General features: G+C 73.7%; 3 protein-coding genes and 1 pseudogene. 1 reads left to right on the top strand and 3 read right to left on the bottom strand.

Annotation, left to right across the window (positions count from 1 at the left end):
- On the top strand, window positions 1–644 hold a 644-nt coding region (locus AOK23_RS33720), incomplete at its 5' end, for a L,D-transpeptidase family protein (RefSeq protein WP_055716336.1).
- Window positions 645–957: 313 nt separating this feature from the next.
- Here the strand turns inward: AOK23_RS33720 and AOK23_RS33715 are convergent.
- The 3 genes and pseudogenes from AOK23_RS33715 to AOK23_RS33705 all read right to left on the bottom strand — a co-directional run.
- Window positions 958–2,214: a hypothetical protein gene (locus AOK23_RS33715; RefSeq protein ID WP_107102937.1), complete on the bottom strand. Its 1,257-nt coding sequence runs from the start codon at window positions 2,212–2,214 to the stop codon at window positions 958–960.
- Window positions 2,214–2,900: an RNA polymerase sigma factor gene (locus AOK23_RS33710; protein WP_055522212.1), complete on the bottom strand. Its 687-nt coding sequence runs from the start codon at window positions 2,898–2,900 to the stop codon at window positions 2,214–2,216. The genes AOK23_RS33715 and AOK23_RS33710 overlap by 1 nt, the downstream gene beginning before the upstream one ends.
- A 374-nt stretch (window positions 2,901–3,274) precedes the next feature.
- A pseudogene (locus tag AOK23_RS33705) lies at window positions 3,275–3,668 on the bottom strand (hypothetical protein); the annotation flags it as partial.

Raw genomic sequence — 3,668 nt, 5'->3', positions numbered from 1 at the left:
CCGCGGCCCCGACGAAGGTCCTGTGGTCGCGTGGCGACGAGGGGTTCGAGGTGCGCGAACTCCAGGCCCGTCTCCGGCAGGTCGCGTGGCTGCACGTCGGGCCGACGGGGACGTACGACGAGCTGACCGTCCAGGCCGTGAAGGGCTTCCAGGGCAAGCGGGGACTGCCGCGGACGGGGCGGACGGACACCGTCACCTGGGCGCGGCTGATGGGGATGACACAGGAGCCCGGCAAGTGGGAGCTGTACGCGTTCGGGGGCCAGTCGGCGGCGGAGCCGGACCCGCGCTGTCTCACGGGCCGGGTGCTGTGCATCAGCAAGACGAGCCGCACCCTGCGCTGGATGGTGAACGGCAACACGCTGACGACGGTCGAGGTGCGGTTCGGCTCGCAGTACACGCCCACCCGCGAAGGCGTCTTCAGCGTCTACTTCAAGTCCCGCGACCACTGGTCGACCCTGTACGACACGGCGATGCCGTACGCGATGTTCTTCAGCGGCGGCCAGGCCGTCCACTACTCGTCCGACTTCGCGGCCCGCGGCTACTACGGCGCCTCGCACGGCTGCGTCAACGTCCGCGACGAGGCGGCGATCGCGCGGCTGTTCGCGCAGGTCAGGAATGGCGACAAGGTGGTCGTCCACTGGTGAGGGACCGAGTGTCGACGGGCCGGAGACCGGGGCGGCGAGGGCCGGTTGCGAAGTGATGTGCGTCACAGGGCGCATAGCGGGAGGGCGCCGGAAGCGTCGCTGGGAGTACGGGGTGACCACGGGGGATTGGGGCGCGGGCGGGACCGGGGGAACGTGTCCCGCCCGCGCCTAGGTGCACGAGCCGTAGGTACGGGGGGAACCCCGGCTCTGTGCGACGGCCGATGACCAGTCGGCTCACTCATTACTGCGGCGGGGCGGCCGAAAGTGTTACCCGTTACGGGAAGGAATTTCTGAGCGGACGGGAAACCGCAGGTCAGGCGCGGCGAGAGGGTGCGTCGGCCGGGCTCGTGCGCAGGTCGACGGCGATCATCGCCGCAGCGCCGCCCTGGCCCCGGTGCTGGTTGCCGCCCTGACCGGAGCCATGGCCGCCGCCGTTGCCGCCCTTGCCGTGGCCGCCGCCCTTGCCGCCGTGGTTCTTGCCGCCGTGGTTGTTGCCGTTGCCCCGGCCGTAGCCCTTGCCCTTGCCGCCGCCCCGGCCGTGGCTCTTGCCGTTGCCGTTGCCGTTGCCGTTGCCGTGCCCGTTGCCCCGGCCGCGGTCGGAGTCGTCGTCCTCGTCGGGGTCGAGCCCGGAGCGGTCCTTCGACCCGGTGCCGGAGGAACCGGCGGAACCCGACACGCCCCCGGTGCCCCGGCCCTTTCCGTGGCCGTCGCCGAAGTTCCTGCCGCCGCCCGCGAGGACGCCGTCGCAGTACTTCTTCAGCCGCCCGCCGTCCTTGCCGCCGGACGCGTCCTCCAGGCTGCGTCGGCGGTCGTCGTCCAGGTCCTTGCCGTTGCGGACGTCGCGGCACGCGGAGAGGACGCTGTTCCACCACTCCGGGGTGAGGCCGCCCTGGTTCCGCCCGCGGTCGTCCGAGGTGTCGTCGTCGGTCCCGTCACCGGAATCCCCGCTGCCGGGGGTGTTGCCGCCGGAGCCGTCACCGCGCGGTGTGGGTTCGCCCCGCGTCCCGCCGCCGGTGTCGCCCTCGGGCGGGGCCTCGCGCGGCGACGGCGACCTCAGCGGCTGGTCCGGCGACTCGGCGGGGGAGGAGACGGAGACGGGGCGTTCCGGTTCCTCGTCCCCGATGGAGCCGACCAGGACACCGCTGCCCGCCGCCAGGACGGCCCCGCCGAACATTCCGCCGGCCAGCGACGCGACCAGCCCGAACCGCGCGGGCCGGCCCCAGCGGGCCCGCCGGCCGTCCGGGGCGGGCCGCCCGAGACGGACGAGCCCGGCGTCGGCGACGGGCGCCGACGTGTGGGTACGGCTGCCCCCCGCGGGCGCGGCGGCCTCGTCCCGCTGCCCGGTGCGGGCGGTCCTGACGGTGCGGAAGGCGGCCAACGCGGCTTCCTCACCCGGAAGTTCGGATCCCGGCGCGGGCTTGGGGGCGGCATCGGCGGCCAGTGCGCCGAGCGTCTCGGCGAGCCGGTCGGCCCGGGAGCGGGTGTCGGGGTCGACGGCGTCGAGCGGCTCGCCACGCAGCAGCCGCTCCGCCACATCGCGGTTCAGCCACTTGTACTGCTCGTCGGCCATCACATGTCCTTCTGCGTCCGCGAACGCATATGCGTCACACCGGCGGACGTAGCCGCGCGGGTACGCGGTTCTCTTGGTGGGGGCACCGCGTCCAGCGAGTCGCCGGATTCCGGATCGGCCTCCGCGGCCGTCTCCGGATTCTCCCCGATCAGCTCCGCGAGCCGTTTCAGCCCCCGGTGCGCGGCCGTCCGTACGGCGCCCGCGCGCTTGCCGAGCGTCTCGGCGGCCGTCTTGGCGTCGAGGCCGACCACCACACGCAGCACCACGGCCTCGGCCTGGTCCTGAGGCAGCTGCGCTATGAGGGACAGGGTGTGGCCGGTGGCGAGTGCCTCCATCGCCTCGCCCGCCGTGTCGGACTCGGCCGCCCGGCCGGTCAACTCGGTCTCGTCGCCGCCTATCGCGGGGCGGCGGCCACGCATGCGTATGTGGTCCAGGGCACGATTGCGGGCGATCCGGGCGGCCCAGCCCCGGAACCGGTCGGCGTCACCGGTGAACCGCTCCAGGTCGCGGGCTATCTGGAGCCACGCCTCGGAGGTGACGTCCTCCGCGTCCGGATCACCGACGAGCGTCCGCACGTACCCGAGCAGCCGTGGATGCACGGCGCGGTACACAGTCCGGAACGCGGTCTCGTCCCCGTCCTGTGCCGCAAGTACCGCGGCGGTCAGCTCCGCGTCGTCCCCCAGCACCGCGCCCCTCTTGCGCCTGAGCCGGCGCCGCTCTCGCGGCCCGGGTTCTCTCCGTCGTGGTTCCGATCAATGGTTGCGGTCTCAACCTCACCGGCGGTCAGAGCTGTGGTCGTCCTCCGCGATCCGGCGCGAATGGCACGTTACGGCCTGAAACCGCTGCCCGTCCATGTCCGTAGAACATGCAACTAACTCGTGATCCGGCGGGGTGTGACACAAATCGGGGGCGCGGCGCTGTAGGTAGTACGGGCCGCCGCGCGGCCCGTGCCGCGCGACGGTCGGGGCCTCTCCTGTGGGGGGTGGCGGCCCCGGCCGTTGCCATCGGCGGAGTCGGCCGGGTGTCTTGCGAGTACGGGGGTCTCGCGAGCACGCCGGCCTTACTTCGTTTCCGGGGCCTTGTCCGCCCCGTCGGCCCGGCCGGGTACGTCCGCGTCCTTCGGCTCGTCCTCCCGGCCACCCTGGTCCGCGTCACTCCCAAGGTCTGTCTGTCCCCCCTGGTCCGCCCGGCCCTTCCGGTCCGCCTCGTCCGAGGTGCCCGGCGCGGTCGGCTCCCCCGCCCCGTCCGGTTTCCCGGTGGCGGCCCCGGCCGGTACGCCCGCGTCGTCGGACTTCCGCCCGGCGTCGGCCCCCGTGGACCGCTCGGTCCCGTCCCGCTTCCCGGCGGAGTCCCCGGCCCGCTGCTTCCGGTCGTCGGCGTCGTCGGCGTCGCCGAGCCGGGCGGCGCAATAGGCGGCGACCTTCTCCGTACCGCCGGCCGCGTCGGTCAGCCGC

Origin of the sequence: Streptomyces torulosus (assembly GCF_001419765.1) — a bacterium.
Classification (GTDB): domain Bacteria; phylum Actinomycetota; class Actinomycetes; order Streptomycetales; family Streptomycetaceae; genus Streptomyces; species Streptomyces torulosus.
The sequence above is the reverse complement of the archived record's forward strand: the minus strand, read 5'-3'. Positions and strand labels throughout refer to the sequence as shown.

What these genes read in the sequence shown, in the direction of transcription:
- AOK23_RS33715 (WP_107102937.1), bottom strand. Translation starts at nt 2,214, where the DNA reads ATGGCCGACGAGCAGTACAAGTGGCTGAACCGCGATGTGGCGGAGCGG.